This window comes from Alteromonas sp. RW2A1, from assembly GCF_001886475.1.
Classification (GTDB): domain Bacteria; phylum Pseudomonadota; class Gammaproteobacteria; order Enterobacterales; family Alteromonadaceae; genus Alteromonas; species Alteromonas hispanica.
In genome coordinates, this window is record NZ_CP018031.1 from 2,088,053 (window position 1) to 2,114,943 (window position 26,891).

26 protein-coding genes and 1 pseudogene are annotated in these 26,891 nt (G+C 46.6%); 17 read left to right on the plus strand and 10 right to left on the minus strand.

The window, feature by feature from the left end; genetic code table 11:
* Nucleotides 1–43 precede the first annotated feature (43 nt).
* The 9 genes from BM528_RS09390 (at nucleotide 44) to BM528_RS09430 (ending at nucleotide 7,929) form a co-directional block, all read left to right on the plus strand.
* Nucleotides 44–1,003, plus strand: a complete 960-nt coding sequence (locus BM528_RS09390; protein ID WP_015066583.1) for an AAA family ATPase — start codon at nucleotides 44–46, stop codon at nucleotides 1,001–1,003.
* 2 nt (nucleotides 1,004–1,005) lie between these two features.
* Nucleotides 1,006–1,770, plus strand: a complete 765-nt coding sequence (locus BM528_RS09395; RefSeq protein WP_442855911.1) for a hypothetical protein — start codon at nucleotides 1,006–1,008, stop codon at nucleotides 1,768–1,770.
* Between the two features lie 98 nt (nucleotides 1,771–1,868).
* Nucleotides 1,869–2,822, plus strand: coding sequence for a DUF3150 domain-containing protein (locus BM528_RS09400; protein WP_015066585.1), 954 nt, complete (start codon nucleotides 1,869–1,871; stop codon nucleotides 2,820–2,822).
* Between the two features lie 61 nt (nucleotides 2,823–2,883).
* Nucleotides 2,884–3,324, plus strand: a complete 441-nt coding sequence (locus BM528_RS09405) for a hypothetical protein (RefSeq protein WP_015066586.1) — start codon at nucleotides 2,884–2,886, stop codon at nucleotides 3,322–3,324.
* A gap of 69 nt (nucleotides 3,325–3,393) precedes the next feature.
* Nucleotides 3,394–5,049: a VWA domain-containing protein gene (locus BM528_RS09410; RefSeq protein WP_015066587.1), complete on the plus strand. Its 1,656-nt coding sequence runs from the start codon at nucleotides 3,394–3,396 to the stop codon at nucleotides 5,047–5,049.
* 85 nt (nucleotides 5,050–5,134) lie between these two features.
* Nucleotides 5,135–5,632: a RadC family protein gene (gene radC / locus BM528_RS09415; protein WP_000791199.1), complete on the plus strand. Its 498-nt coding sequence runs from the start codon at nucleotides 5,135–5,137 to the stop codon at nucleotides 5,630–5,632.
* Nucleotides 5,632–5,973, plus strand: coding sequence for a hypothetical protein (locus tag BM528_RS09420; protein WP_015066588.1), 342 nt, complete (start codon nucleotides 5,632–5,634; stop codon nucleotides 5,971–5,973). Before radC ends, BM528_RS09420 begins: the two co-directional genes overlap by 1 nt.
* A 91-nt stretch (nucleotides 5,974–6,064) precedes the next feature.
* A complete protein-coding gene (locus BM528_RS09425) occupies nucleotides 6,065–7,132 on the plus strand; it encodes a DUF7146 domain-containing protein (RefSeq protein WP_015066589.1) in 1,068 nt (355 codons plus the stop codon).
* Nucleotides 7,133–7,221: 89 nt separating this feature from the next.
* Nucleotides 7,222–7,929 (plus strand): hypothetical protein, encoded by a 708-nt coding sequence (locus BM528_RS09430; protein ID WP_015066590.1) that lies wholly within the window; start codon nucleotides 7,222–7,224, stop codon nucleotides 7,927–7,929.
* Nucleotides 7,930–8,171: 242 nt separating this feature from the next.
* Here the strand turns inward: BM528_RS09430 and BM528_RS09435 are convergent, their stop codons facing one another.
* On the minus strand, nucleotides 8,172–9,113 hold the full coding sequence (locus tag BM528_RS09435; protein ID WP_041702643.1) for a LysR family transcriptional regulator: 942 nt from the start codon (nucleotides 9,111–9,113) through the stop codon (nucleotides 8,172–8,174).
* Nucleotides 9,114–9,201: 88 nt separating this feature from the next.
* Here BM528_RS09435 and chrA point away from each other — a divergent pair, with 88 nt between their 5' ends.
* From chrA to BM528_RS09455, 4 genes are all read left to right on the plus strand, one after another.
* Complete coding sequence (chrA, locus tag BM528_RS09440; protein ID WP_015066592.1) at nucleotides 9,202–10,341, plus strand: chromate efflux transporter; 1,140 nt, start codon at nucleotides 9,202–9,204, stop codon at nucleotides 10,339–10,341.
* Nucleotides 10,342–10,712: 371 nt separating this feature from the next.
* Nucleotides 10,713–11,657, plus strand: a complete 945-nt coding sequence (locus tag BM528_RS09445; protein ID WP_015066593.1) for a thioredoxin family protein — start codon at nucleotides 10,713–10,715, stop codon at nucleotides 11,655–11,657.
* A gap of 2 nt (nucleotides 11,658–11,659) precedes the next feature.
* Nucleotides 11,660–13,048 carry a conjugal transfer protein TraH gene (locus BM528_RS09450; RefSeq protein WP_015066594.1) on the plus strand — a complete coding sequence of 463 codons (1,389 nt, stop codon included), beginning with the start codon at nucleotides 11,660–11,662 and terminating at the stop codon, nucleotides 13,046–13,048.
* A gap of 3 nt (nucleotides 13,049–13,051) precedes the next feature.
* Nucleotides 13,052–16,621, plus strand: coding sequence for a conjugal transfer protein TraG N-terminal domain-containing protein (locus BM528_RS09455; RefSeq protein WP_015066595.1), 3,570 nt, complete (start codon nucleotides 13,052–13,054; stop codon nucleotides 16,619–16,621).
* Between the two features lie 32 nt (nucleotides 16,622–16,653).
* Here the strand turns inward: BM528_RS09455 and eexS are convergent, their stop codons facing one another.
* The 7 genes from eexS to BM528_RS09490 are packed head-to-tail and all read right to left on the minus strand — an operon-like array spanning nucleotide 16,654 to nucleotide 20,329.
* Nucleotides 16,654–17,085, minus strand: coding sequence for an entry exclusion protein EexS (eexS, locus tag BM528_RS09460; protein ID WP_015066596.1), 432 nt, complete (start codon nucleotides 17,083–17,085; stop codon nucleotides 16,654–16,656).
* A 57-nt stretch (nucleotides 17,086–17,142) separates the two neighbouring features.
* Complete coding sequence (locus BM528_RS09465; protein WP_015066597.1) at nucleotides 17,143–17,676, minus strand: FlhC family transcriptional regulator; 534 nt, start codon at nucleotides 17,674–17,676, stop codon at nucleotides 17,143–17,145.
* Nucleotides 17,673–17,972, minus strand: a complete 300-nt coding sequence (locus tag BM528_RS09470) for a flagellar transcriptional regulator FlhD (RefSeq protein ID WP_015066598.1) — start codon at nucleotides 17,970–17,972, stop codon at nucleotides 17,673–17,675. Before BM528_RS09470 ends, BM528_RS09465 begins: the two co-directional genes overlap by 4 nt.
* On the minus strand, nucleotides 17,969–18,517 hold the full coding sequence (locus tag BM528_RS09475; protein ID WP_015066599.1) for a lytic transglycosylase domain-containing protein: 549 nt from the start codon (nucleotides 18,515–18,517) through the stop codon (nucleotides 17,969–17,971). Before BM528_RS09475 ends, BM528_RS09470 begins: the two co-directional genes overlap by 4 nt.
* Nucleotides 18,504–19,166: a DUF6475 domain-containing protein gene (locus tag BM528_RS09480; RefSeq protein ID WP_015066600.1), complete on the minus strand. Its 663-nt coding sequence runs from the start codon at nucleotides 19,164–19,166 to the stop codon at nucleotides 18,504–18,506. Before BM528_RS09480 ends, BM528_RS09475 begins: the two co-directional genes overlap by 14 nt.
* Nucleotides 19,153–20,022 carry a hypothetical protein gene (locus BM528_RS09485; RefSeq protein ID WP_015066601.1) on the minus strand — a complete coding sequence of 290 codons (870 nt, stop codon included), beginning with the start codon at nucleotides 20,020–20,022 and terminating at the stop codon, nucleotides 19,153–19,155. Before BM528_RS09485 ends, BM528_RS09480 begins: the two co-directional genes overlap by 14 nt.
* 55 nt (nucleotides 20,023–20,077) lie before the next feature.
* A complete protein-coding gene (locus BM528_RS09490) occupies nucleotides 20,078–20,329 on the minus strand; it encodes a helix-turn-helix domain-containing protein (protein ID WP_000451746.1) in 252 nt (83 codons plus the stop codon).
* Nucleotides 20,330–20,446: 117 nt separating this feature from the next.
* On the opposite strand from BM528_RS09490, the gene BM528_RS09495 reads away from it, so the two are divergent.
* From BM528_RS09495 to BM528_RS09510, 4 genes are all read left to right on the plus strand, one after another.
* Nucleotides 20,447–21,094 (plus strand): LexA family protein, encoded by a 648-nt coding sequence (locus BM528_RS09495; RefSeq protein WP_015066602.1) that lies wholly within the window; start codon nucleotides 20,447–20,449, stop codon nucleotides 21,092–21,094.
* Between the two features lie 256 nt (nucleotides 21,095–21,350).
* Complete coding sequence (gene prfC / locus BM528_RS09500) at nucleotides 21,351–22,940, plus strand: peptide chain release factor 3 (RefSeq protein WP_071979593.1); 1,590 nt, start codon at nucleotides 21,351–21,353, stop codon at nucleotides 22,938–22,940.
* 9 nt (nucleotides 22,941–22,949) lie between these two features.
* Nucleotides 22,950–24,680 (plus strand): arginine--tRNA ligase, encoded by a 1,731-nt coding sequence (gene argS / locus BM528_RS09505; RefSeq protein WP_071979594.1) that lies wholly within the window; start codon nucleotides 22,950–22,952, stop codon nucleotides 24,678–24,680.
* A gap of 238 nt (nucleotides 24,681–24,918) precedes the next feature.
* The gene (locus BM528_RS09510; RefSeq protein ID WP_071979595.1) at nucleotides 24,919–25,494 is read left to right on the plus strand and encodes an NADPH-dependent FMN reductase; all 576 of its coding nucleotides are present in this window, start codon (nucleotides 24,919–24,921) and stop codon (nucleotides 25,492–25,494) included.
* A 192-nt stretch (nucleotides 25,495–25,686) separates the two neighbouring features.
* Here BM528_RS09510 and BM528_RS09515 read toward each other — a convergent pair.
* Together BM528_RS09515 and BM528_RS09520 are read right to left on the minus strand one after the other, a co-directional pair.
* A pseudogene (locus BM528_RS09515) lies at nucleotides 25,687–26,394 on the minus strand (type II toxin-antitoxin system HipA family toxin); the annotation flags it as partial.
* Nucleotides 26,387–26,707, minus strand: coding sequence for a helix-turn-helix domain-containing protein (locus tag BM528_RS09520; RefSeq protein ID WP_000122829.1), 321 nt, complete (start codon nucleotides 26,705–26,707; stop codon nucleotides 26,387–26,389). The pseudogene BM528_RS09515 and the gene BM528_RS09520, both read right to left, overlap by 8 nt.
* Nucleotides 26,708–26,891 lie beyond the last annotated feature (184 nt).

Genomic DNA, 26,891 nt, shown 5'->3' on the forward strand with positions numbered 1-26,891 from the left:
CCTGTTGGGGCATGGGGCCTCGTCAAAACTGATGAGGTTTATCATGACTGAACAATCCCCATTTTTGGTTCAAGTGAATCAAGCGTTTAATGTCCCGGCTCCTGATGCTTTCGTTCTGGAAGGATTTGGTGCCGACACTACCCATCCAAACATTCCCGTTCGCAAGGACGAGTATGTTTTTAGAAAAGAAGACTTACGTGACGTATTGGCGTTTTTGTCTAACCCAGACGGTGACGGTTTGTATATTACAGGCCCCACTGGATGCGGTAAGACCTCGCTAATTTGCCAAGTTGCTTCTCGATTGAATTGGCCTGTTCAGCAAATTACTGCGCACGGTCGATTGGAGTTGTCCGATCTTATCGGTCACCACACGCTGGTTAATGGCAACATGACCTTTGTGTATGGACCGCTGGCAATGGCTGTCAAGCATGGCCATTTGCTGATCATTAATGAAATGGATCTTGCTGAGCCTGCTGAACTGGCTGGGCTCAATGACATTTTGGAAGGTGCCCCGTTGGTCATCGCACAAAATGGCGGTGAGATCATCATGCCACATAACAAGTTTCGTTTTATCGCAACCGGCAACAGTGCGGGCAGCGGTGATCAAACGGGCTTGTATCAAGGTGTGCTTCAACAGAATTTGGCTTTTCTTGATCGCTTTAGAATCATCGAAGCGACCTATGCAGAGCCTTCTGTAGAGGAAGCCATTCTGGAGAACGTTGCGCCGGGCTTGCCAGAAGTCTTTCGCCAAAAAATGGTGAAGGTGGCTGGTGACATTCGTCGTCTTTTTATTGGGGGCGCGGATGGCGGTGCTGAGCTTAGTATCACCATGTCCACTCGGACCTTGGTGCGCTGGGCAAAGTTAACACTTGCTTTTAAAGGTGCTCCTAACGCAGTGGAGTATGCACTGGTTCGGTCTTTGACGGCTCGTGCTGAGTTGGAGCAACGTGAAGCCATTCACCGTATTGCCGCTGATGTCTTCGGTGATCACTGGGAGGATTGATGATGGAAAAGTGCTTTGCTCTTTACCGTTACAGTCATTCTGATGGGACAGCCAAAGAATGGGCCATTTATGTTGGATCAGATAACCAGGAGATTGAAGTTCGGTTTGGAAAAGCCGGTCAATTGTCGCAGCAGCGATTGATTGATTCGACTGATCCTAACGCAGAAGCAGACCGAAGAATCAATGAGAAAATCAACAAGGGTTATCGATTTGTTGGACACGTCGGTATTGATCATCAAGGGCGGCCATTTGAACTCTCAAATGCGCTTGATAGTGTCGCGTGCGCCAATAACGTCAGTTGGGAGTTTCGTACTCGCAAGGACGTCAATGGCCAAATCTCGCTGGCGCAAAAAGCGTTGTTCGATATGGCAAAGCTGCTTGAAGCCTATGGCTTGGCTGTTATTGATGATAACCGGGTCAGGATTGGAGAATGGTCATTAGGATTTTGCAAAAGCGGATTACCTAGTACCAATCAAATCAGCATGGTGTCAGGTGAAGGCGCTGGCATTGTTAACACTGATGATGGCCCATGGCCATTGTTATTGTTACTGGCCTTTAAGCGTCAATTACCACCACTGTGTTCGCTCACAGTAGCGAGTCCTGATGGGATAGAAGTATCTGACCAACTGAAGTTGGAAAAAGATGTATTGAGGCTTTTAGGCAGTGATTTAGAGCGGGTTCGCCCGATAGCTGAAGCACTGGACTTAATGCCTGCGAAAATCGATCTCAACCAATCGTCGCCTGATTCGCAAAATTACTATTTCTGATAGTGATGTTGCCATTAGCGCGTCAACTACTACCACCCAAATGGGGGCCATTGCTCCTGTTGGGAGTGGTGCGTCCCCATCTCGCATGAGGATGCACTATGAGTATTCAAACCCTCGACAAACTTTTGATTTGTCACATCGACTGTTCCATCTGGAGCGGTAGAAAAAAACTAAGGCCTGAAGATTTCAGATTAGCCAATGGTAGCCAACTTCCACCGAAGGATGTTGCCAGCTTAGGGAGTAAAAAAATTTGCGACCCTGAGGCATTGGCGAACTTTGAAAGGCTTAAGAAAGAAGCGCAGCGCTTGTGTGAGCAAGTCGGTGTGCGGTTTTTAGGTGGCTATGCCGTCCCTGAGGACCGAATTGATCAGATTGTTCCAGAGCTTGACCGGATCGGTCAGGAGTTTGCGCAGTGCAAGCAGTTGTTCTTGGACAACTATGATCAGGTGACGTTTGACTGGGTTGCAAAACACCCGGAATTTGCAGATGCAATCCGGCGTGCGCTGTCACCCATCGAAGACGTGGAACAACGGCTTCAGTTCGATTATGCCATCTATCGAATGCAACCGGCTGAACAAGGTGGTGGCTTAGATGACAAGGTCAATGGCATGGGACACACCCTCTTTAGGGAGGTGGCTCGTGATGCCAATGAACTGTTTGAGCGTTCCGTTGCAGGTAAGAATCAAATCAGCCAGCGAGCCCTTAATCCTCTCAAGCGATTAAGAGACAAGTTGGATGGTTTGTCATTCCTGGATCATCGAGTTCAGCCGATGGTTGAAGCGATGGACAATTTATTTGTTCGTCTGCCGAAGACCGGCCCTGTGACAGACAATCTCTATCACGAACTGATGGCGACCATTTTAATTTTGTCTGATCCAGACAAGATGAGAATGCACGGTGAAGGTCAATTGGATATCAGACAACTGATGCCCAAACCTGAACCTAAACCCGCACAGCCAGTATCTACTCAGGCAGATAACTTACGTGCAATACCACAACCAACCGTCAGACCAAACCTTGGTTCGACTGTACCAAACTCATTTTATTTCTAACGTCCTTGAGGGCATGTTGCCCTGAAGGGCGCATGTCCTCTGAACTATGTAAGAGGAAATTATGCAATCAACCATCCATAACCCCAGCCAACTGAACCAGTTTGAACCGCATTTTCGTGGTGTGACTGATGCGGTTGAAAGTGAATCGATACCAGAAGTGGCGTGTTGTCGAGCGTTAGTACAACGGTCGTACTCAACACATAGTGTCGTGATCCCTAAGAACCCTGTGCTGATCGCAGATGCGGACGCACAAGGTGTTTGGTTATCAGCCATGGTATTTGTTCCAAACATGGCATTGCAGCAAGCCGCTTTTGAGCGGGACTGGCTGCAATATCAACACGAGGTGTCTACTCAGTTACAGGACCAGTACGGTCTGACATTGGATGACATCCTGAGTTTAGACCAGCTTAAAACGTCATTTGAACAGCACGAGAGTCCAGCTCAATTGGTGGCTTGGTTAGGTCAAAAATACGACCTGGATAAGCTAAAAGCACAGGTTTAAACATCCACATTCCCAGCGGGGAAACGCTCCCGCTGAGGGAGTATTCCCCCTAATGATTAGGAGACTCCCATGAATCATCCATTAAAAAACGCACTGCCAATCGTTGCCGCCGCTTATGGCGAAAAGTTTGGTGTGAAGGTGCTTATTCAAGGACAAGATGCGTTTACCGATGGTGAGCGGATTGTGATCCCAACAGCAAACCCAGACGACCCACACTATCAACAGATAGCTTGGGGTTATCTGGCTCATGAAGCGGCGCATATTCGGCATACTAATTTTGAAATGGTGCAGAAGGCGTCGTCCAAGCCGATCCGAAAGGCACTTCTCAATATCATTGAGGATGTTCGCATTGAAAACGAATTGGCAAAGGATTACCCCGGAACCCGGCGCAGTATTTCGCAAGTGATTGAGTACATGGTGGACACACAGCAAATGTGTGTACCTGAACAGCTTGAGCCTGCATCTAACTTGCAAGCATGGTTGTTGTTCCGTTTGAGATGCCATTTTCTGGGCCAGAAAGCGCTGACGCCTTTGTATCAAGCAGTCGATGAAAGAGTGAGACAACTCTTTCCTGCCGCAGCGATGAGCCGGTTAAGCGCCATGCTGACAGCAGTGCCTAGCCTAGTGTCTACAGGTGAAGTGCTAAAACTTGTCGATGCCATCGTTTCCATGTTGGAAGAAGAATCTCGTCCACCACAGGATGAGTCGGATGCTGATGGCGGTGATGACATTGGACAAGATGCGAGTAATTACAGCAATAACAGTAGTGACAGTCAAACCCCGGAAGCAGACTCGTCTGCAATGGGGGATGCTGCTGAAACGGGGGATTCAGATCACTCTGATCAAGCTGACAATTTGCGACAAGCCTTAGAGGCCAGTGCTGCTCAGTTTGAACCCGATACCTTTGCCCAAGTGGCAGAAGTGTTGTCGGAACAAGCTGAAGGACATCAGGGTGTCACTCCACTCAGTTTGCCCCAAGCAGAGCACGCTATGTTGGGTGATGAGGCCATCTTGACCTTATCGGCGTCTGAGTCCGCTCAAATTCGAGCCCGACTTAGGGGCATGGTTCAGTCCAGTCAGGACAATCGGAATCATGCCAAACGGCACGGTCTTCGAGTTGCAACCCATCGTCTTGCCGCTTCACAAGCAGGTGAGTCGAGATTGTTTATTCAAAGGCAACCTCGCATTGCGCCTAATGCTGCTGTGCACTTGCTGGTCGATATATCGGGTTCAATGGGTAAACCCATTGGCGAAGGTAATCGAAAGTACTTTCATGTTGCCAATGAAGCCGCTTTGGCTTTGGCCATGGCACTGGAAGGCATACCGGGTGTTGTACCTGCGGTCAGTTATTTTCCTGGTATTCATCAGGAAGTTTCTATCGCGTTATTGCCCAAGCAATCGGTTCGACATCGGGCCGCCTGTTTTGACCAAAAACCACGAGGTTGTACGCCTATGGCACAAGCAATGTGGTTTGCGGCAAACAGTTTGTTAGCGCAAAAACAGAAGCGAAAGCTAATGATAGTGCTAACGGATGGTGACCCAGATGATTGGGCTGCCACGCATGACATTGTTGACCGGTGCAGACGCAGTGGCTTTGAGCTGCTGGGGATCGGGATTCAAACACGCAGTGTTGAGAAATTCTTTCCTCAAAGCATTGTGATTAATGACGTCAAAGATCTAAAGCGTGAGTTATTCGAAGTAACACAACAACTGTTAATTCAGTAACCACATCAATTATACCACCCTGCGGGGACGATTCCGTCCCCTTCAGGGCATGGGTTCGTCTCCGCTTTTTTTTGTGGAGACTCCTATGAAAAACAAAAAGTTCTTAGCTGGCGAAGAAGCCGGTACTTACATCGTTCCTGAGCAAGTGACTGAAGCGGATATTTTAGATATGGCGCTCAAGCTTGCCCGTGGTCGATTGAGTAAAGGTCGCAAAATTGAACAGCCATCATCGGCGTTCTCATACCTGCAAACACTGATGCACGAGTATGAGCACGAAGTCTTTGGCGTGCTGTTTCTTGATACAAAGCATCGCGTTATTCGATTTGAAGAGCTGTTCAAAGGCACTTTAGATGCGGCGAGCGTGTATCCAAGGGAAGTAACAAAGCGTGCGCTAGAGCTTAATGCGGCAGCAGTGATACTGGTTCATAACCATCCATCGGGTGATCCTGAGCCCAGTGAAGCTGATAAACGCATAACTCATCGACTCCGTGACGCCTTGTCACTTGTTGATATTCGAACGCTTGACCATGTTGTGGTCGCATCCGAGGGCTGCGTTTCGCTTGCCGAACGCGGTTATCTTTAATGAATGGGCGCATTGCCCATTCTCCTACATCACAAAAGCAGTCCCATCAACACACATCATCACAGCTCGAATTTCTATTTGAGTTTGATGATGCCCCAGTCACTTGGTCTGACACGGAAATCTGGCAGTTACGCGAAGGCATTCTATTGGATGCGATCCGAGTATTGCTGGACGGTCGTGTCAGCACTCGGTTGCGCAAGGATGTGTTGTCGTGGATTCAAAATGACGAAATAGCGCCATTTTGCTTTCGTGTTTGCTCAATGGCTGCGGTTGTCGATCCTGATGTGCTTCGTGATTCCATCATGTGGCTATTAAGACGACATGGTATCCAGCTTGACTAACGTTCCTGCATTAACCAAACGGCTCATTGCAGGACCCAAGCTGACTTTTACCTCCTGTGGTAGGAGTCGGCATTTTACTTAAGGAGGTTATATGGCGTTACCTTTACAAATTGACACAGTAAGGCCATATCTCAATGGCCAATGGCTTCAAGTCTTGGCGGCGTTGGTGCCAGAACTTGATGCTGCTATTGCTCGAAAAGGCCGTCATGTGGCTTGTCCTGTTCATGGCGGTCGTGATGGCTTTAGGCTGTTCAAAGATGCTGAATATACCGGTGGTGGCGTTTGTAATACCTGCGGTATCTTTCATGATGGCTTTGAACTGTTGTCTTGGATTAATGGATGGAACTTTGCTCAGTCTATTGAAGCAATCGGTCAAGTTCTAGGTATTCAACCCGGACAAGTACCAACTCGGGTAATACCGAGTAACGCTGTTGACTGGAAGACGAAAAGGCAGGAAGAGGACAAAGCGATTATCCATCGCTTGAATCAAACCTGGGGAGAAACGTTTTCTCTTGCAGATACTCGTGCGCAACCAGTTTGGAACTACATGCATCGTCGTGGCATTGTTACCCGGCTTCGTCCTGAATGGGATTCGGTGCTGAGGTTTCATCCAAACTTGCCTTACCATGATGAAGATGGCCTGTTTATCGATAGCTACCCAGCGCTGCTAGGTAAAATCGTTACTCAGCAAGGGCGTTCGGCCACGTTCCATCGGATCTACCTAAGTGAAGATGGATTCAAAGCGCCGGTTGAAAGGCCTAAAAAGATGATGCCGATACCAAGTGACAGAACAATCACAGGTGGTGCCATTCCGATTGGTGAGCCTGGTGAGGTACTAGGTGTTTCTGAAGGTATCGAAACGGCTTTAGCGGTTACCAGAGCAACGGGACAAACATGTTGGTCGGTTGTGAATGCAACCCTACTGGCTAGGTTTGAACCACCAAGTAATGTGAAAATGCTGTACATCTGGGCAGATCATGATCTCTCTGAGACCGGCCTGAATGCAGCGAATGAACTCAAGAAAAAAGCCTGGCAGAAAGGCATTCTGACACAAGTCTTGATCCCTCCGATACCAACGTCACTTGGCGTGAAAAGTTGGGATTGGAATGATGTGCTGAATGTTTACGGTGCCATGGGCTTTCCGAAAGTTCATATCTGATCCAAGGGGCTTCGGCCCCTTTTTTTACGCCTTGCATATTTGAAAAAACATGGAGAATGAAAAATAGAGAACCAATAGGAGAAACAAACATGATGGTATTAACCCTGTTAACAAAGCAGATTGATGGTGAATTTACGGTTTACTGGAAGACCGGCCTTCGAAGAGGTGGTGAGCTAAAGGTCGATTTAGGTGAGCAATACGACAAGCTACCTGAGCAGCAAAAGCCAATTGCAGCTGAGCTTTATGCTATTCATCACCTACTGTCAGTGAAAGAGGTGATGGGAAGTAACCGAAGCGGTCATGGGCTTCAAATCCGGGTCAGTAAAGGAGCTATCAAAAAGTTACAGAAACAACGCTCAACTCAGCATTCACTTTACAGCCTGACTAGGTTTTTGCTAACTCGATACCAGGAAGCACAGATCTCGGTAGAGAAGCAGGACGATTGGCTCTCACATTCCTTCGAAGAATACAGCGTCGATAATGCTACAGTGAGAGACATCGATGAGGTCATCAACGTTCCGAAAATTGGACCTGTCGTGGTGACTCGTCACGCGCTTGAAAGATTCGTGGAACGGCTTTCAGACGGCGTACCTAAGCATCCTTGGAAGTCTTTGTGCTCAAAGCTGCTATGTTCGGGGCTAACTAAAACTCAGTTGCCAGAAAACGTCGCTATCCAAAAAGCAAAAAAATATGCACAAGAGGCCGAGGTCTGGCAGCATGTGGGGAGCAATATGTACTTTGTTATGATTCCTGGTGGCTCAATTAAAACGTTGGTTACGGTTTTCGAAGTAAAGTGAGCTAATGTGTATTGGCGATACTTACTTAGGTGCCGATAGCAGACCTCAGCAACCTGGTACAACTCAATGATACCTTTTCCATTATCCTCTTTTATGAATTAAATCAGGAGTATCATTACTCCTAACCAAAGACATTCATTTTACTTAATCAGTACTATTTCGGTATAACGCTAATAACTCAGTGGGTAGTAAGAAGTTCAACAACAAATAACTCTAGGCACGATGAGTGCCCAAAATGTTTATCATTTAGAGCTGATGGTCGAAGAAATTAACTCGCGTAGCCAAATGCCTTTGTCTTCATTGTTTCGGCTGGAATGCCACAGCATGGCAATATCAAAATCCGCAACGGCGATCGGCGGCTTAACAGTAATGAGATCGTCCGAAAAGCCCTCCGCCAACGCCATTTTTTCTGGCACGATGGCAATTAGATCGCGCTTTTTCAATAAATGCCGAATGGTGAGAAAATTGCGCGAAGCCACGGTGACTTTACGCCTCAAGCCGTGTTCTGCGAGCTTTTGGTCTACTTGTGTCTTTAAGCTCCCATCGGGACTTACCAGAGCTTGCTCGATGTTAGCGAACGCTTCCAGAGACAGCTGTGTTTCCCCTTTCAATACCTGTTTATCACACATGCACACGTGTTTTTCGGTGTACAAGTACAAGCTCTCAAAGTTGTCATCTAACAACGGAATGCTGCCAATAATGACATCGAGCTTTTCCTGCTCTGTTAATGCCACGTAGTTGCTACGATTGACGTTAATAAAACTGATCTGCGCCTCTGGTGCGCGCTGACGTATTTCGTCATAAACCCGAGGCGCAAAGATAAACTCAGCATAATCCGTTAACCCAATGCGACATACACCCGCGTAATTTTCAGGTTGGAAGGCAGACTTAGTGAGCAAGTCTTTGGCGATAGAGTCCAGCAAGTTATGCACGGTTGGCGCGATGTGGTGAGCGTGCTCTGTGGGCTGCATCTTATGCCCTTTGCGCTCAAAAAGCGGGTCATCAAACAACAACCTCAAACGAGATAAACTATGGCTCATCGCCGACTGGCTAACGCAACTTTTCTCTGCCGCGACGCTAACGCTTCGATGGCGATACAGGTAGGAAAACGTCACCAACAAGTTCAAGTCAATGTTGCGCCACTGAATGTCCTCTTTCACTTCAACACCCTCATCCCATTTCATTCATAGATGAAATCAAAATCATCAATTTGAGTCATTTTATAGCATTCGATAAATTAGCAAAAATGCTTTTTAAATAAACAGGCTCGACATGTTCACTATCTTCAAGACTTTTTTCTGGCTGGGTTGGTTCAGCTTCGGCGGCCCAGCGGCTCATATTGGTTATTTTCGCCAAACCTTTGTTGAGAAACTGAAATGGCTTGATGACAGCGAGTACGCTCAAATTGTCGCGCTCAGTCAGTTTTTGCCGGGACCGGGATCAAGCCAAGTCGGCTTTGCATTGGGTTATAAGCGCGGCGGTTTAAGTGGTGCATGCGCAGCATTTGTCGGATTCACGCTTCCTTCGGTGATCATCATGTTGGCGCTAGCGATGGTGAGTAGCCAAATCACCGACACCGCAATGTTTCAAAACATCGTTCACGGGCTAAAACTACTAGCTGTCGTTGTCGTGGCGGATGCGACCTGGGGCATGTACAAAAACTTCTGCCAAAGCAAACTGACCGCTGGTTTGTGCGTCGCGACTGCGATTGCGTTGTTGGTGGCACCAAGCATCATGACGCAAATGTTCGTGTTGCTCGGAGCCGGTATTGTCGGTTTGCGATATCTGAGGAAAGGCTCCGTGCCATCAACCGAGCCGTTTAAACCGTCTATAGCGCCACTGGCTCTATTTGCGGTGCTTTTACTCGGCTTACCGTTAGTGGCTCATACGTTGCCTTTGCTTGGGCTGTTTAGTGATTTTTTCCAAGCTGGTAGCTTAGTGTTTGGTGGCGGTCATGTGGTGCTGCCGCTTCTGCAAAACATTGTTGGCGATCAGCTCAGCCCAGATGTATTTTTAACAGGCTACGCCGCTGCACAAGCTGTACCGGGGCCAATGTTCACCTTTGCAACTTTTATCGGTTATGAGCTTTCGGATACGCCAATTTTAGGTGCGCTGATCGCAACGCTTGGTGTATTCCTACCAGGTTTTCTTTTACTGCTTGGCGTACTTAAAAACTGGCAAGCACTGGCAAGCAAACCGTTGGTCTCCGGCGCCATCAACGGTGTAAACGCCTCGGTAGTAGGATTGCTACTCTCGGCACTTTACCAGCCAGTATTTAGCAGCGCAGTTGTTGCTCCCATCGACATGGCGTTAGTGATTGTAGGTTTCTATCTACACAAAAAGCTCAACCTTTCGGTGCTGTGGATGATCGTATTTTTTGTGGCGGCAGGCCTTGTCACGGGCATGATGTAGCCTCCTGATTAGCCAGCCATTGAATCCAGATAAACCATGGGCACTCAAATACGAGTGCCCTTGTTCTTAGATTAGATAGCGATAACGGAACAGACCCCGATTAAAAGAGCATCACAAAGGTAGGAGATTATTATCCCATATTTACACTGCATCCGGCTTTGTTGCTTAAATCGATGGAACTAAATCAAGAAGCTACGATCTGATCGGCTCCCCCCATCAATCGTCGTCATATATTTTGCTCATTAAAGTTAGCTGTTGTTACTGGTCAAAACAGCTAGTCAGAAACACACACGATTCCTTCATCTATCTGGCCAATCGCTCTTATGGGGATCTTTAGCATGTTAGCTCTATGAAATTTTCTGGAGCTGACAATGAGAACCCCTTTGTTACCTTGGTTTATCCTATGGGTGACCATCCCAATCATTATTTTATTTCTATTCATCTTGCCCGCCCATGCCAGTGATGGGCCATTCTATCAGCGTGGTCAGGAAGGCTGGTTTTGGTATCAGGTCATTCCTGAACCTGAGCAGCCTGATGAGCTGATAGAGCCGGAAGCTGGTGTCGTGGAGTCCAGTCAGAGCGAACTAAAGCCCTTCAGTGCCGCATGGTTCCGAGAGCATATGCAATCGTTTATGGACAAGGCAATTGATGAGCCAACGAGTGAGAATGTCAGAGCCTATCTTTATCTTCAGCGCGTCATGATGGATAAGGGCTCACTATTTGCTGATGTTAGTCAGCAGGTGGTCATGGGTGATCCTGTTTTGGATGAAATCAGTCGAAGACCCTTGGCGACTTATGCCGCCAATCGGATGGATAGAGAAGCTGGCACTCAACGGGATGTTGCTTTAGTTGAGGTAGCAAAACGAGCTGGCTTGTTCTTCTTCTATCGTTCGGATTGCCCTTACTGCCATGCTCAAGCGCCTATCATCGAATCCATGGCTTTGAACTACGGTTTTGAGGTGTTTGCTATTGCTGTCGATGGCTTGCCTTTACCGGGTGGAGAGTTTCCCAATTTCAAAGTCGATTCAGGACAAGCTCAATCATTGTCCGTTACGACTGTCCCTGCCGTGTTCTTAGTTGATCCGCCTAATGTCATCACTCCGATTGGCCAAGGCGCAATGAGCCTTGATGAGCTCAATAATCGAATCATTCTCGCAGCCCATCAAGCCGGTTGGATTGACGATCAAACTTACTATGCCACCAGACCTGTTCAACCCGGCGTGTCACTCGCGATGTCAGCCCAAGAGCTTAACGAAAAGATATTACAGGACCCTGAGTTCCTTGTTCGCTATCTGCGTGCACAAGGAGGGTTATAACGATGAAAAAAGTATTCCGAGTATCGCTAATCGCCTGTGCGATTGGTTTTTCATCTATGAGCCAAGCAAGCTTGCAACAGGAGATGAACCAGTTGTTTGGTTCAATGACCAACACCACTGCGCCAGGTGTATTCGAGAGTCAGCGGCGTGGCGTTATATCTGGTGGAAGCGTTGTTGTCCGTAACAGAATCATGAACGAGAACCTCGTCTCTATGGTGCCTCCGTCATTCCAAGCCGGTTGTGGTGGCATTGATATGTTCGCGGGAAGTTTGTCATTTGTTAACGCGGATCAGTTTGTTCAATTACTTCGCTCTGTTGCTGCAAACGCCAAGGGGTACGCATTCCAATTGGCGCTCAGTGCTATGTGTGAGAAATGCTCCCAGCACATGGAGACACTGCAAAAGAAAATCCAGCAGTTGAACGAGTATTTCGGCAATTCCTGTCAAATGGCTCAGGGAGTTGTGAACGATACCCTGGCTGCTTTTGGTATAAAGGGGCAAACAGAAGCCAGCATGTTGAGCTCACTTAAAGGGGCTGGAGACGTTTTTACCAGTTGGAGTGAATCCAATGGTAAGAACCCATATGAGAACGCTTCGAGTGTCGCGGCATCTGATGTAAACAGAACGATTAAAGGTAATTTGGTTTGGCGAGCACTGAAACGTCATTCGGCATCAAGCTGGTTTGCATCGGGGGATGACCGTTTTCTTGAAGCAGTTATGTCGGTGACGGGTTCGATCATTGTTGGTGATCTAGCTAATGCCGCTGATGGCCAAGGTAAAGCCCCGAAACTGACCAGACTGAATGGCAATAAAGTGACTATTGAGCATCTAATTCACGGCGGTAACGTCGCTATGTACCGATGTGACACAGTGACGCAAGACGGTTGTTTGAACCCGACAATCACTAACGTGACCCTTACCGGGTTATCAACTCAGGTAGAAAATTTACTTCTTGGTACAGGTTCTAGTAACGGCATTATTTTTAAATTTGCTCGAAATACAGGGGCTGCTAGCACCACCGAACAGGCTTTTATGACCTCGGCTCCCGCGAGCATTGGCGGCATGATTAGAACACTTTCTGCATTAAATGAAGGGGCTGCTAGGTCGTTTGCTTCACGAGCGGCTCCATTTATTGCTGTTGAGATGGCCCGAGCATTGGTTGAAGACATGCTCAACGCAGCTAGAAGCACATCGGGTGTGGAAGATCATGCCTATGCGAAGTTGTTAACGGAAGATCTTGAACGTGCACGTCGCCAAATCAATGAGGAGTACGCCGCGTTGCAGCGAAGATACGGCTCAGAGCAAGAATTGCTGGCGCACTTTAACCAAGTGATTCAGACCATTCGCAAACAGCGTTATTACACCGTTAAATCTACGGCGCTGGGGGAATAGGTTATGTGGGAGATCTATTCCATCGGGGATTCGGCTTTTTTAGAGCAGGTCCTGAACGCTGTCGCGATGATCACTGGTACAGGCGATTTTACTTCAATGGTTCGCATTGGCTTGCTCATTGGGGTATTGATGGTCTCTGTTCAGGCCTTAATGCAAGGTGGTCGTGGGATTAACTTTCAACATGTTTTAGTCTCATGGCTAGTCTTTGCAACCATGTTTGGGCCCAGTACCCGAGTGAGCATTGAGGATGCGTACACGGGACAAGTTCGAGTGGTTGATAATGTGCCCATCGGTGTTGCTGCCGCAGGCAGTACGATTTCGACTGTTGGCTTTCAAATCACGCGATTGTTTGAAACGGCGTTCTCAACTCCCGCCATGACGGAATACGGCTTTGCATCCAGTTTACAGTCACTGATTAAAGTGAGAAAACAGGTGATGGATCGCTCTGGGTTGGGTGATGCAAATCGTGTCGGTGGCTCAGATATCGAACAATCGTGGTTTAACTACATCAAAGAATGCACCTTGATTGGTATCGACATCGGCCAAAAGAACCTCGATCAGGTGCTGAGTGATCCTAACCCGATGACTGCGATTAAGTTTGATTCGCGCATTTATGGCACTCGAATCATGCTCAGTGGTAGCAGTAGCGATCTGGACTGCACCGATGCCTACAGCCAGCTGAAACTCATAACAGAATCAACCTTCATTCCAAGGCTTAAACAGGTTCTGTCGGCCTCATTGGGGACTTCGTCAGCAACGGACACTGATGACGTGATCCGAAATGCACTGAATAACCTTGGTTTGGCTTCGGTTAACACCCAAGAGTACATGACCGCGTCGGTGCTTTTGCCTATTTATGAGCAAAGCGTGACGGGCAAATATATGGATGATCAAGCTTTCACCGCAGCCGTTATGGTTAACCAAGCGATTGAGCAGCGCAATACGCAATGGGCGGCAGAGCAGACCCTGTTCCAAAGTATCGTTCGTCCGATGATGACATTTTTTGAGGGATTCATTTACGCCATCACCCCTTTGATGGCCTTTGTGATAGCCCTTGGCCAAATCGGGATGCGAATGGCCGGGAAGTACTTGTTAATCCTGCTTTGGATTCAACTTTGGATGCCTGTCATGGCCATCATTAACCTATATATCCATTTAACTGTTGCTGGGAAAATGTCGGCTCTTGATGCCTTTGCAGGTACAGAAGTGCCATCTTTTGCTGGGATGATGCAGATGGATTCAGTGCTGCAAACCTGGATAGCTACTGGCGGCATGTTGGCGTCGAGTGTTCCGGCGATTTCGCTCATGCTCGTGTATGGCTCAGCAATAACTGCAACCCACTTGGCTGGACGTCTTCAAAACGGTGATGCCATTGATGAAAAGATGGCAAGTCCAGATGTCGCGAAAAATGCCCCGGTGATGCAATCACAGTCAATGTTCCAGAATTCAGCCCTTACGGGTTCTGCTATGACCGGCGCGTCAAACCTACTAAGCAGTTTCTCTGTCGGAAACGCAGTGGGTTCAATGGTCGGCTCTGCAAAAGAATCCATGACTCAGGCAACTCAAGCCTTTAGCCGTCAGGTTGGCAATACCATGAGCCGAACCTTTGGTGAAAAGCTAAGTTACGACAACCTTTCTTCGGTTGGACGTCAGATCGGTTCTTCTAATTCCGCATCTAGCGCCGTTGTTAATCAGGTTACTGATGACCTGCAAACACGGTATGGTTTCGGAGACGATAAAAAAGACGCTGTACGTGGCTTGGTATCGGGCGTGTTATCGGGAGGCCTTAGGGTCGGTGGAGATGGAACCATTACTAATCCCGGTGAGAAAGAAGTTGCCGATAAGGGTTTTCTTGGGAGGCTTCTTGGAACGGGAGGCAATGATTCTCCACAAGGTAATTTGCCTGGAGTTGATAAGCCAGATTCATCTCGTGTACCAAAACTATCAAGGGTACGAGCTGGGTTGGATCTAGGTGGTAACTTTAGTGGCCAAGTTGAGTCGTCAGAAGGCAGTTCTCGGTCTACGAGCGCAAATACGCTCACTGGGGAGATGCAAAGCTTGGCATCGAGTGATTCACGACGTGCTGAGTTTCGCGATGCGATGGTTAAGGACCTTTCAGATTCAAGACGCTCTGGCGTTGAGATGTCGTTGTCTAATCAAGACTATCAGTCACTTCAGAGTTCAGCACAAGACGTTATCACGGCATCAAACCGCTTTAGTGAGCTTGATCAGGCCAGCTACAGTCTATCAGGACAAAGGAACACGGATGGTGCGACGTTAACTCGATTAGCAGCGGATAATCCTGAAGTCATGGATTATTTAGGTCGCTATATGAACCAACATGTTGAAGCAGGTAACCGATTACGTGAAAACCTTCCAATGTATCAGCGCTTGCTACCTGATGATAATCAGGCGTATGTGGCAGCAGCTATGGAGTCTTTAACCTATAGCAACTCCTCTACGCCCGCTGAACGAGACAATGACTATCAAGCAGCAATGACTGTTATGGCCATGGCTACCGGAGCCGATTTACGATCTATTCAGCCACGCTCTAATGAAGGCTTGTCATCAACGGCACCTACTTTTGGTGGCACTCAAAGCCAAGTTGAATCAGGTGTTTTGGGAGGCTATGAGGATGCTGCAACAGTTCAAACGCAGTTCAATTCGGCTCAATCTGCTTACCAAACCAATCTTTCTGGTGTAGATGGACAGCTGAATGCGCATCAGCAACAAGCCCAGCAGGCCGTAGCTTCTGACACAAGTACCTATCAATCTGGACTAAACAGTGAAGCTGGCTCTCAGTGGCGATCTCGCATTATGGCTGATGATAGCGGAGTCTCTGGTGCTGAAATGTTCTTCAACAGCGCCAGTGCTATTGGTGATTTCAGTGGCAAGCATACTGATGCAGCATTGCATACCTTGAATCATTTTGGCGAAGATTATGAGAGTTACAAAGAACAGGCGCTTGAAGATCCTGGCTCACGAGGTTTCTTGCACAATGCTACGGTGGCCAGCAAATCAACATGGGATGGCTTAAAAGCAGCCGTTGACGCAGGAACCTCTTTGGAAAACCCATTGACGGCGTTTAATGATGCATACAGTGGATCGAGTTCGCAGTATGCCTCCGAAGTAAACTGGGGCACTAAGTCTGAAGCCATGTTGGCGGGGGCATTTGGTGCGGCAGTTAACAATCGGTATGGTGAGTTCTTAGAACAGTACGCCGATGATTTTAAACAGGAAGCATACAGCGAAGGGCAGAGAATGGGATTGACCCCGATTCAAAGTCAAGTGTTCGCTCAAGCTTTCAATGAAGGTTTGGCGGGGCGCGTTTTCAACTCTGAAGACTCATCGAGTTGGTCGCCTGAAATGCTTGATCTAAGGGAGCAAATGCTAAATGACTATCGTCAAAAGGATGAGAGTGGCGCTTACATCCCTGACAGTGTGTCCGAAGAAGATAAAGCATTTGTGGATAAGCAGATAGCGGTGATCTCAAATGCATCCCTTGCGGGAGATTATGCTCAGAACAACTTGATCGATATTAGAGCCTATAACCAGGCATCAGGAAGGAACTGAAAATAGAAGGTAGCCAGCTTGTGGTGGGCTGGCTATTTTTTTGGCTTTTTGGGATACCTTGGATAAAAGCCATCAAAAAACGAATGGAGCTTATACCAATACCATTTTTCTTCAATGCTCAAAGTTCTACCCGAATCTTTAACTTGGCTGCTCAAGAATCTAATTCCAGTACAAATAGCTATGAAAAAGAGTCCCAAACCAACAATTGTCCAACTCGCTTGCCAATATGCGATTGCTAAAAGCATCGTGATGATGGCTATTAGGCCGATGGGGTTACAGGTCGCTTTGAATCCCAAGTAGCCGAAAAAAACGACGGTGCAGAACAGAAATGGTAAAGCCGCTAACTTGGCTGATGCTGTTAATATTTCTGATGGAAAAAAGTGAGCCGCAGCCAAAGTCGCCAGAAAAAGCCCCAGTGATATAACCCAGCAGCGTGCTGGTAAAGATTTAAGTAAGTTTGTCATCTTCTTAGTACTCTCAAAGTGCACGGGCGGTGCACAATCAAATCATGCATCAGCATGTTAGTTCTCAAAAAGTGCTCTAGTGGTTTGCTCGGCCATAATCTCACACACAGGACATTTAAGCTGAATGCGCTGTTGAGATACCGTCAAATACAGACTACCGCATCGACACCGGTGTAAGGATGCAAGCTGTGATCTTAAATCACGAGCTAGAACCCAACCTTCATTGATGGTCAGTTTTTTCCAGGGGATCTCAGCTGGAAGATCTGCTTCTTCTCTTGCAACCAAGTACGCATCGTAAGCCTTCATCAAAGCATCAATATTTAATTGCTTGTAGACATTGTCACCACCAATATTGATATAAAGCGCCATCAGCAGGGAGCCTTCAACTAAGGCTCTTCTGCTTTTAACAATGGCATCAGATTCTGGCAATTGACCAGGACAAGGTGACTTGCCAGTCACTTCTTTGTGAAGCCTTCTGATAATGTGGATTGGCAAACCAGTATCGAGCGCGATAATGGTTGTTCGAAATCCATATTTAATAAGTAGCGAGGCTCGGGTAAACAGCTCACTTTTGGACAGGTTATCAATCATGTATCCCCCTTGTTGTTTAGGGTTGATAATAAATAAGCGATTCTTGGAATACCGGTGCCTTTGCTCTTCACCATCTCAATCAGTTGGCTTTGGTTACCCCTTGGTTGAAACAGCATGAATGATGAGGTCGCCACTCGTTGCAGGTCGTCAACACCAGCATTAATCAGAGCATCAACCACATCGCGTGTAAGTCCAAAGCGCAAGACAGCCTCTTGCGGATCAATGCGCGCCAATTCCCGTGCTGCGTGCAGGTACGCCAAATTTAATTGATAGAAGTCTTGTTGATTGGTTGTCATTGACGGACCTCCAGTTCATGTAAAATATTGCGATAGATAGAAAGCACTCTTTGCCCATACCAGCGTGCACGCTCTTCGTTCCAACTGTGATAGCGGCCTATGCCAAGCTCTAAATCGTTTGGTGAAGACTTGATTGCTTCGGCCAAAATACTTGAGCCGACGGTAAGGTTGGTGATGGGGTCTAGCAGTTCCGCCGCTGAGCTCACCCGATGCCCATGCCAATGCAAATTGATTTGCATTAGGCCAATATCGAGCTGGTATTTTTCACTCTTTTGAAGTGCCTGGTTTAACAGTTGCTCAGCTTCTGTCTTAGATTTGGCGTAGGTTGCATTTGAACCATTGCGAATTGCGTATGGCCATGGACTGGTCATGTTAAGACCACGATGTGAGGCCGACTCAGCCAAGGCAACGGCGAAGAGCATGACTGGATCAATACCAACGCTTTGTGCTGCTTTTTCCCACTGATAGCCCGGAAACGCATAGACTGAAGTGCTTGCGGACATGGCTATCACTAGGGCAATGGTTTTTGCTTTAATCGTTTTCATTTTTATCCTCTAATTGATTTCCGAGAAGCGCCTGAATGGCTTTCGGGCTTATTCTTTTCAAAGGCACTGCGCTAAAGTCAGCGATGCCTCTTGTATAAACTTGTGCTGCTTTTGACCAGTCGCCCACGGCAACCGGCGCTTGCATATCAAATCCTTTTTGCTGGTTCTGATGGTCTGCAATACCCTGTAATAGCCTTGGGTATTCACTCACTTCGTCCCGCAGTAAGTAAGCCTGGTAGCGTGTTAAAAACTCTTTTTGCTTAAAGGGGTATTCCCTGTCGTCAACCTTGCAGAGTTCAACCCATCCCCCCATGTCTGAAATCACGCGGTGAATAAGCGCATCGTCAAACATCACGGATGTCCAAGCGCCAACCTGACGAACAGCCTTGTCAACTTTGTTCCAAGCAACCATGGCTCTTGAACCCGAGTTGCCATCGATATGCTTGATGACGTCAGCGGGCTTTGGAAAAAATTGCCCAGTATCCGGTGATTGAATATGCCGAGTCAGACCGATTCGCACTTCTTCAATGCTATAAGCACGAAGGGCTTCAAATGCGATGGATAGCAATTGTGGTGATACGCTTTTGCCATACATGGCCCAAGCTGCTCCCCAAACATCAGCAAACTCGCGTTTATCAACCTCCTGCACTTGAACGAACCTCCCGAATACCTGGTCCGGCCCAGCTTTCAGCAATGCGGCGATTGCTTTCTTCAATATTCAATTGGTGATTGCTGACCTTTAGGCTCGTCGATGATTGCTGTACTTCATCAATGCGAACGTACTCGTCTTCCCATTGCCGGTTTAAAAGCCAGTTATGTGGCATAGGGGTCTTAGTCCGATCTTGATACTGCAATCGGTTGTCTCGTTGCTCTTTCCAGCGTGTTAGGACTTCCAAGGCGAGTTCATGGTCTTCATTGAGGCCCATGCGAAGCCATTCTTCTTTGGCTTTCGCTTTTTTTTCTTTGCGTATTTGTACATCCCAGAAGTCTTCAAACTGTATCTGGTCAACAGTTTTAACTGTTGGTTTATTGCTTCTCTCAGAGTCATCCGACCGTTGAGAGTCCCTTACCGGGTTGCCATCAGGCGTAAACAATGATGAAAATTCTTCTGGAAGCCGAGCTTGAAAAGCGGCAAGAGATTTCAAAAGCGATGCCATACCAACGAAGTCGGCAGGTACATCTTTAAGCAACCGAAAGGCTGCTTTACCTTGGTTTGGGTTTTCGATTGGGTTGTGCTTCAGAAAGCTTCGAATCAAAGTCCAACCAGATTCCTCGCAACGAATCAGGAACTGATCTTGTTCTAACTCATTTAGAGCCTTGGCAACCTGTTGCTCATCCCAGTTCAAGTCAGAAGCAACGTAACCAATCGGCAATCGAAAGCAGCCAAGCAAATTACAATGTGGGCATGTAAGCAAATACAGTCCTAGCAACTTCGCTGAGTCACTCCAGGACAAAACATTTTGCTTTAGCCAAAAGCGGGTATAGACCTTGCCATAATCACGCATGGAGGTACTCGCTTTTGTGTTTACGTAAAATGCTGACCATTACTTGCCCTAAATCCTACTGGTTACTGGCTTTCAGTTCGCTTGGGCATTCGGGGTAGATGTCCGGTCTTAACTGAGATCGGGTTACCTGTCCTTGCGTAGCTTGTTCGATGGGTAAAACGAATTCAGCGGGAACACGCCCTGATTTATTCAACCAAAACCAGACGTTTTGCTGTTTTGAGTTGATGGCTCGTGCTAATGCTGATTGCCCGCCGACCAAGTCAATGGCACGGCGGAGATGTTTTTGTGTCGTGTTGAACACTTCCATACCGTCTCCTGTTACAATAATAACTGTTACAAGATTGAATGTTACAGTTTAAACTGTAGATAAGTCAACAGTTAAAATTGTTGAAAGGCTACAGTTTTATTTGTAGAATACGGGCTTATGAAAACTTTATCAGAACGACTAAACCATGCCTTGCAGCTTACTGGGGTGACTCAGTCTGAGTTGGCTCGTCGCATTGGTATCAAACAGCAGTCGATCAGCCAGATTTGCTCTGGTAAATCGGCTAGGTCTCGTTACACCATGCAGATCGCGGAGGCGCTTCGCGTGAATGCTCATTGGCTCGCCACAGGTGATGGCGAGATTGGCTTGGGGGTCGGTAATGTAGAAGTAGGGCCTGACATTAAAGGGAGTATTCCTCTTATTAATTGGGTTCAGGCTGGGGATTGGACTGAAATAGCGGAGGGATTTGCCTTTGAAGATGCAGAGGAGTGGCGTGAAGTCACTGGGAAAGCACATGAAGGTTGTTTCGCACTGCGCGTGAAAGGCGACAGTATGGAAAATCCAAGCGGCAAAAAATCAATACCAGAAGGTGCTGTTATAGTTGTAGATCCTGATGCTCCTTACTCATCTGGTTCATTGGTTGTAGCGCGGCTTGACGATTCAAGAGAAGCAACCTTTAAACAATTAGTCTTGGATGGTGAGCAAAAATATTTGAAGCCTCTTAATCCACAGTATCCAGCAATACCGATCAACGGCAACTGCTCAATTATAGGCGTTGTTAAACAAGCTATCATCGATTTTTGGTAGCGAAGGAATTTGTGGTTTAGCCACAGTTGTTCATGAGCTGAAGAAGCAACGATTGCAAACAGCTACAACTGAGCATTGGCGCACGCTGAGAGTAAATGGTAACCGATTAGATAACCATTGATTGTTTATAAAGTCAAGATCAGCGAAAATAGCGGCCAATTACGATTAACACGACGGATTTGACAAGCGAAGAACTGAAAAGAGAGTACTTCCAAAAGTGTGTACAAATCCGTGTACAAACTAAAAGAATTTATACATGGCAAACCAAGATTTTCTTAATGAAATCAATAAGCGAAGGACCTTTGCTATCATCTCGCACCCAGATGCGGGTAAAACAACGATTACCGAAAAAGTATTGTTATTCGGCCGCGCCTTGCAAACCGCCGGCACCGTAAAAGGAAAAAAGTCTGGGCAGCACGCAAAATCAGACTGGATGGAGATGGAAAAGGAGCGTGGTATTTCCGTAACAACCTCGGTTATGCAATTTCCTTACAACGATCATTTAGTGAACTTACTCGATACTCCTGGTCACGAAGACTTCTCGGAAGATACCTATCGCACGCTCACGGCTGTGGACTCCTGCCTGATGGTAATTGATGCTGCAAAAGGGGTAGAGGATAGAACGCGTAAACTAATGGAAGTCACCCGTCTTCGCGACACACCCATCATCACCTTTATGAACAAGCTAGACCGTGACATTCGCGACCCTCTGGAGTTACTCGACGAAGTTGAGACAGAACTAGATATTCTTTGCGCACCTATCACCTGGCCTATTGGCAGCGGTAAGAGATTCAAAGGTGTTTATCACTTGTATCGCGACGAAACGGTTTTATACCAGAGCGGTCAGGGTCACACTATTCAAGAAGTTCGCACCATCAAAGGTTTAAATAATAGTGAACTTGATGAAGCGGTAGGTAGTGAGCTGGCTGATACCTTGCGCGATGAGCTTGAATTAGTACGCGGGGCGTCTAATGACTTCGATAAAGAGCTATTTTTAGAAGGACAGCTAACACCTGTCTTTTTCGGAACTGCATTGGGTAACTTTGGTGTAGACCACATGCTTGATGGACTTGTTGAGTGGGCACCAGAACCATTGGGTAGAGAAACCGAATCTGGGACCGTCGACAGTAAAGACGAAAAATTTAGTGGTTTCGTGTTTAAAATTCAGGCCAATATGGATCCAAAACATCGCGACCGCATTGCGTTTTGTAGAATTGTCTCAGGCAAATACGAAAAAGGCATGAAGATGCGCAACAGTCGCCTTGGCAAAGATGTTCGCATATCTGATGCGTTAACGTTTTTAGCCGGCGACCGCTCGCTGCTAGAAGAAGCCTATGCTGGCGATATTATTGGTCTGCATAATCACGGTACTATACGCATTGGTGACACTTTTACATCGGGCGATAATTACCGTTTTAGCGGCATCCCCAACTTTGCTCCGGAATTGTTTAAGCGTATTCGCTTGAAAGACCCACTTAAGCAAAAACAATTGTTGAAAGGCCTTATACAACTTTCAGAAGAAGGTGCCGTTCAGGTGTTTCGCCCGCTAGCCAACAACGACCTTATTGTTGGTGCCGTTGGGGTGCTTCAGTTTGATGTGGTGGTTGCTCGTCTGAAGGCTGAATACAATGTTGAAGCCTTGTACGAACATATCAATGTGAGTACAGCACGTTGGGTTTATTCCGATAACGAGAAGAAGTTAGACGAATTCCGACGCAAAGGCGAACAAAACCTTGCCCTAGATGGTGGCGATAACCTTACCTACATAGCACCTACCATGGTGAACTTGCAATTAGCGCAAGAGCGCTATCCCGATATCCAGTTTACGAACACGCGCGAAAATTAAGAATACACTATGAATATACATGCTCTATTAGTTAACAGATTCAGTGAAGCACTTCAAAAGATGGGTGTGGAAGATGCCCCCGTTCATGTTTCGCGCAGTGCTCGTCCTGAGTTTGGTGAATATCAATTTAACGGTGCCATGGCACTGGCTAAGCAACTTCGTCAAAAGCCTAGGGACATTGCAGAGAAAATTGTTGAAATTGTTGAACTTAATGACATTTCAAACAAGCTGGAAGTGGCCGGCCCAGGTTTTATCAATATTCATTTGAGTGACGAGTGGCTTGCTGGCCAATGTGAGAGTGCATTGGCTGATAAACGCCTAGGCGTTGCAGAGGCGTCTAAACAGAATATTGTTGTAGATTATTCTTCACCAAACTTAGCTAAAGAAATGCACGTGGGGCATTTGCGAACCACTATTATCGGTGACGCAGTAGTGAAGGTGCTCGAGTTTTTAGGTCATAAGGTAATTCGCCAAAATCACATGGGTGACTGGGGCACGCAGTTTGGTATGTTATTGGCCCACCTTTCAGACAAGCTTCAAGAGGAAGTTGCAGAAACGGCACTGTCAGACTTAGAAGACTTTTATCGTGAAGCAAAGGTTCGTTTTGATGAAGAAGACGGCTTTGCTGACCGCGCTAGAGAATACGTTGTGAAGCTTCAAGGCGGAGATGAGCAGTGTTTGGCACTTTGGGAGAAATTTATCGATGTATCGATTACCCATTCGGAAGAAGTGTATAAAAAACTCAATGTCAGTCTAACCCGCGACGATATTATGGGCGAGTCTGCGTACAATGATGACTTGGCCAATGTTATCGCCGATCTTAAAGCCAAAGGTATTGCCGTTGAAGACCAGGGCGCACAAGTAGTTTTTATTCCTGAACTTGCCGATAAAGAGGGTAACCCTGCGGTTTATATCGTTCAGAAATCTGGCGGTGGATACCTTTATGCTACTACCGACCTTGCAGCGATGCGCTATCGCAGCGGCACGCTTAATGCCGACCGCACGCTGATTCTTACTGATGCTCGTCAATCTCTGCACTTTAAACAAACAGAAATTGTAGGTCGCAAAGCGGGCTTTATTCTTGAAACCCAAACCTATGAGCACTGCCCGTTTGGCATGATGTTAGGTAGCGATGGCAAGCCCTTCAAAACGCGTACGGGTGGAACCGTTAAGTTGGTAGAGTTGCTCGACGAAGCTATTGAACGTGCCGGTAAACTCATTGCTGAACGTGACAATGACTTAAGCGAAGCCGAATTGAATGAAGTTGCTTATAAGGTAGGCATCGGTGCGGTTAAGTATGCCGATTTATCTAAAAACCGCACCACTGATTATATGTTTAACTGGGACTCTATGTTGAGTTTCGAGGGGAATACAGCGCCTTATCTGCAGTATGCTTATACTCGCGTGAAGAGTTTGTTTAGAAAAGCGAATGTAGATATGGCATCGATGCCGGTTGATATTTCATTGGTTGAAAAGCAAGAGCACGCGCTAGCGGTTCTTCTTTTGCAATTTGAAGAAGTTATTAGCATGGTTTCTCGCGAGGCAACGCCGCATATTCTTTGCACATACTTGTACGATGTGGCCTCGGCCTTTATGACGTTCTATGAGGCGTGCCCAATGCTTAAAGACGGTATAGAGCCCTCTGTTCGTGATAGCCGATTAGCATTGTCAGCTTTAGTTGCCAATACACTAGAAAAAGGTTTGACTCTTCTCGGTATTGAAACACTGGAAAAAATGTAATCTACACCATACATTACGCAGTACAAAAGTAATGTGAATCAAAGATATTAGGCTGGCAGTAGTGTCAGCCTTTTCTTTTTAAAGACATCGCTATGCTAGGTTGTGTTGAACTTTGCTGCAAAAATTTACAGCAAAGAACGGTGCGTCTTAGTAAAGCTAATTTTGAAAAGCGTCTTTATTGGTGAGAGCTGATATTGATACCAGTTAAAAAAACGACAGAACAACAATAGGAAGACCAATGACGAAAATACTCGCATTCGCAGGCAGCACTCGAGACGGATCATTTAATAACGCGATTGTAAAAGTAGCGGCACAAGGAGCAAAAGAGGCGGGCGCTGAGGTCACGCTTATCAGCTTGGCTGATTATGAAATGCCAATATTTAATGAAGACGAAGAAGCCGAGTTTGGTATTCCAGAGAACGCATTAGCGTTTAAAGCATTATTAATGGAGCATGATGGTTTTCTTATTGCTTCGCCTGAATATAACTCTAGCTATCCTGCTTTGCTTAAGAATGCTATCGACTGGGCTTCTAGAATGAGTGAAGGTGAAAAGCCGCTTCAAGCATTTAAAGGAAAAGTTGCCGGTATTATGGCTGCATCTGCTGGTGGTTTAGGCGGATTGAGAGTGCTGGTAGTGCTTAGAATGCTGCTAGAAAATATCGGTATGGTAGTTAATCCAAATCAAAAAGCCATTGCGAAGGTCAATACATTGCTTGATGATTCTGGCAATGTTAGCGACGAAAAAACAATTAAGCAGCTTAAAAACCTAGGCAAAGAAACGGCTGAACTTGCGCGCAAGCTTGCTGACAAATAGTTCAATGCCCTAGCCAATCGCATTTCTAGTTTTAGATTTATTTTGGCTATGTTCGGATTAACTGTTGTTGAATCGAAAAGAGCCTGTTTTCGTTAAGGTTTTCTGGATTATCCATAAACCTGAACCAACCCAGGTGACGCCAAACACTTGCGCAAAATCTTCAATATGTACGGCTTGATCACCTGCACGATCAAAGCGCTTGATCACAAACGCCTGAGCATTTTTAAAAGCATCACCAAATTTACCAATACCATCTGGGATATTAGCAATCTGGTTAATGGAAAGTAGCTGAGTCTCTGGCACATCCATCCCAAGCAATCGAGCCAGTTCCATCATCGAATATTCATTTTCTGGCACAGCGTCAAATCGAGATGACGGCAACTTCACAATCCAAGAGCCACCTTTACCAGTTGCTGGAATGGTCAAGCCGCCGTTAGCCTGTTGCACGGCTGAAAACTTCAATTGCACACCCGCCAATGAAAAACGCATTGGAGCATCTATTTTCGTTTTATCTTCAATACCTTGATGCACATTAGGTGGTAAGGCTTCACCATCCGCAGGCTCAACCGTGATCGCTCCAGCCAGATCCTGCCCCAGTACCCACAATAGAAAAAATTCCCGTGCTGGGTTCACACCAGCACGCTCAGCCAGGTAATTACGCATGGTTTCTTCTGGTAAAAGGTTGGAGAAAAACGGGGTTAACTTATTTTGGGTAGGTTTGAAGCTAGTCAGCAGGCCACCGAGCGAATCTTTAAAGCCAAGCCCTAACACAGGCCGCGATTCGTCATTAATGTACGAATCCATAAAGGCAAAAAGTGTTCTGTCATTACCCACGTTGGTGATCGTTGCGATCGGTTCACCATAGAGCAATACGTTGAGCGTAGAGACATGGTTAGTCATCGTCGTCTTCCTCTAACTGATACGCGGGCGACATTGGCTCACCCTCATCGCTGATGCCGTTAATACCTTGGCCACTTCGAATGATCGACTTGATGGCAGGTACAGACTTTTTAGGCGCAACCAATAGCTCTAGGTCTAGTACACGGGCAAGTGCAATCAAACTGGATATTCTTAAATCAACACTGCCAGACTCGATTTTCGAAATATGGCTTTGAGGCACACCCGAACGAGCACTTAACTCTCTCTGGCTAAACCCCTTTCGTACCCGAGCTTCTCGAAGACTTTCTAGTATCTGCTCTGTTACATAGCTCATTTCGATACGCCTTAATGCATCACTTAAGAATAATTATATACAAAAACATATCACAGTAACTCAAATAACACAAATTCGATTAGCCATTACATATCAAAAGCCATGACCTGATACATAATTACATATAAGTAGAAGGAGATTTTTGTCATCGACAAAAGAGCGATACTCTCGCTGATAATCGCGA

Bases quoted from the DNA above. Each gene is read 5' to 3' on its own strand.
- BM528_RS09390 (WP_015066583.1), top strand. From the start codon at position 44: ATGACTGAACAATCCCCATTTTTGGTTCAAGTGAATCAAGCGTTTAAT.
- BM528_RS09395 (WP_442855911.1), top strand. From the start codon at position 1,006: ATGGAAAAGTGCTTTGCTCTTTACCGTTACAGTCATTCTGATGGGACA.
- BM528_RS09400 (WP_015066585.1), top strand. From the start codon at position 1,869: ATGAGTATTCAAACCCTCGACAAACTTTTGATTTGTCACATCGACTGT.
- BM528_RS09405 (WP_015066586.1), top strand. From the start codon at position 2,884: ATGCAATCAACCATCCATAACCCCAGCCAACTGAACCAGTTTGAACCG.
- BM528_RS09410 (WP_015066587.1), top strand. From the start codon at position 3,394: ATGAATCATCCATTAAAAAACGCACTGCCAATCGTTGCCGCCGCTTAT.
- radC (WP_000791199.1), top strand. From the start codon at position 5,135: ATGAAAAACAAAAAGTTCTTAGCTGGCGAAGAAGCCGGTACTTACATC.
- BM528_RS09420 (WP_015066588.1), top strand. From the start codon at position 5,632: ATGAATGGGCGCATTGCCCATTCTCCTACATCACAAAAGCAGTCCCAT.
- BM528_RS09425 (WP_015066589.1), top strand. From the start codon at position 6,065: ATGGCGTTACCTTTACAAATTGACACAGTAAGGCCATATCTCAATGGC.
- BM528_RS09430 (WP_015066590.1), top strand. From the start codon at position 7,222: ATGATGGTATTAACCCTGTTAACAAAGCAGATTGATGGTGAATTTACG.
- BM528_RS09435 (WP_041702643.1), bottom strand. From the start codon at position 9,113: ATGAAATGGGATGAGGGTGTTGAAGTGAAAGAGGACATTCAGTGGCGC.
- chrA (WP_015066592.1), top strand. From the start codon at position 9,202: ATGTTCACTATCTTCAAGACTTTTTTCTGGCTGGGTTGGTTCAGCTTC.
- BM528_RS09445 (WP_015066593.1), top strand. From the start codon at position 10,713: ATGAGAACCCCTTTGTTACCTTGGTTTATCCTATGGGTGACCATCCCA.
- BM528_RS09450 (WP_015066594.1), top strand. From the start codon at position 11,660: ATGAAAAAAGTATTCCGAGTATCGCTAATCGCCTGTGCGATTGGTTTT.
- BM528_RS09455 (WP_015066595.1), top strand. From the start codon at position 13,052: ATGTGGGAGATCTATTCCATCGGGGATTCGGCTTTTTTAGAGCAGGTC.
- eexS (WP_015066596.1), bottom strand. From the start codon at position 17,085: ATGACAAACTTACTTAAATCTTTACCAGCACGCTGCTGGGTTATATCA.
- BM528_RS09465 (WP_015066597.1), bottom strand. From the start codon at position 17,676: ATGATTGATAACCTGTCCAAAAGTGAGCTGTTTACCCGAGCCTCGCTA.
- BM528_RS09470 (WP_015066598.1), bottom strand. From the start codon at position 17,972: ATGACAACCAATCAACAAGACTTCTATCAATTAAATTTGGCGTACCTG.
- BM528_RS09475 (WP_015066599.1), bottom strand. From the start codon at position 18,517: ATGAAAACGATTAAAGCAAAAACCATTGCCCTAGTGATAGCCATGTCC.
- BM528_RS09485 (WP_015066601.1), bottom strand. From the start codon at position 20,022: ATGCGTGATTATGGCAAGGTCTATACCCGCTTTTGGCTAAAGCAAAAT.
- BM528_RS09490 (WP_000451746.1), bottom strand. From the start codon at position 20,329: ATGGAAGTGTTCAACACGACACAAAAACATCTCCGCCGTGCCATTGAC.
- BM528_RS09495 (WP_015066602.1), top strand. From the start codon at position 20,447: ATGAAAACTTTATCAGAACGACTAAACCATGCCTTGCAGCTTACTGGG.
- prfC (WP_071979593.1), top strand. From the start codon at position 21,351: ATGGCAAACCAAGATTTTCTTAATGAAATCAATAAGCGAAGGACCTTT.
- argS (WP_071979594.1), top strand. From the start codon at position 22,950: ATGAATATACATGCTCTATTAGTTAACAGATTCAGTGAAGCACTTCAA.
- BM528_RS09510 (WP_071979595.1), top strand. From the start codon at position 24,919: ATGACGAAAATACTCGCATTCGCAGGCAGCACTCGAGACGGATCATTT.
- BM528_RS09520 (WP_000122829.1), bottom strand. From the start codon at position 26,707: ATGAGCTATGTAACAGAGCAGATACTAGAAAGTCTTCGAGAAGCTCGG.